At 69.9% G+C, this 957-nt stretch carries 1 protein-coding gene; it reads left to right on the top strand.

The features are described 5' to 3' along the window. The coding region (locus tag IE108_RS34645) for an alpha-amylase family protein (protein ID WP_506410456.1) at window positions 1-957 on the top strand (957 nt) is incomplete at both ends.

The following is a 957-nucleotide window of genomic DNA, read 5'->3' as shown; positions in this document are numbered from 1 at the left end:
CGAGCTGGTCACCTCCTCGGACCCCATGCCCCTGCTCGTGGAACGCGAACGGGCCCTGTACGGGGCCTGGTACGAGTTCTTCCCCCGTTCCGAGGGCACCCCCGAGCAGCCCCACGGCACCTTCCGCACCGCGGCCCGCCGGCTGCCCGCGATCGCCGCGATGGGCTTCGACGTCGTCTACCTCCCCCCGGTCCACCCGATCGGCACCACCCACCGCAAGGGCCGCAACAACACCCTCTCCGCCACCCCCGACGACGTCGGCGTCCCCTGGGCCATCGGCTCCCCCGAAGGCGGCCACGACAGCATCCACCCCGCCCTGGGCACCTTCGACGACTTCGACCACTTCGTCGCCGAGGCCGCCCGCCACGGCCTGGAGATCGCCCTGGACTTCGCCCTCCAGTGCTCCCCCGACCACCCCTGGGTCCACAAGCACCCCGACTGGTTCCACCACCGCCCCGACGGCACCATCGCCTACGCCGAGAACCCGCCCAAGAAGTACCAGGACATCTACCCCGTCGCCTTCGACGCCGACCTCGACGGCCTCGTCACCGAGACGGTCCGCGTCCTGCGCCTGTGGATGGACCACGGCGTGCGCATCTTCCGCGTCGACAACCCCCACACCAAACCCGTCGTCTTCTGGGAACGCGTCATCGGCGAGATCAACCGCGCCGATCCCGACGTCGTCTTCCTCGCCGAGGCCTTCACCCGCCCCGCGATGATGCACACCCTCGCCCAGATCGGCTTCCAGCAGTCCTACACCTACTTCACCTGGCGCAACACCAAGCAGGAACTGACGGAGTACCTCACCGAACTCACGGGGGAGGCCGCCTCCTACATGCGGCCCAACTTCTTCGCCAACACCCCCGACATCCTGCACGCCTACCTCCAGCACGGCGGCCGCCCCGCCTTCGAGGTCCGCGCCGTCCTCGCCGCCACCCTCTCCCCCGCCTGGGGCAT

Origin of the sequence: Streptomyces parvulus, from assembly GCF_014648855.1 — a bacterium.
In the GTDB taxonomy this organism is placed as follows: domain Bacteria; phylum Actinomycetota; class Actinomycetes; order Streptomycetales; family Streptomycetaceae; genus Streptomyces; species Streptomyces parvulus.
This window is presented reverse-complemented; position numbering and strand designations above follow the sequence as displayed.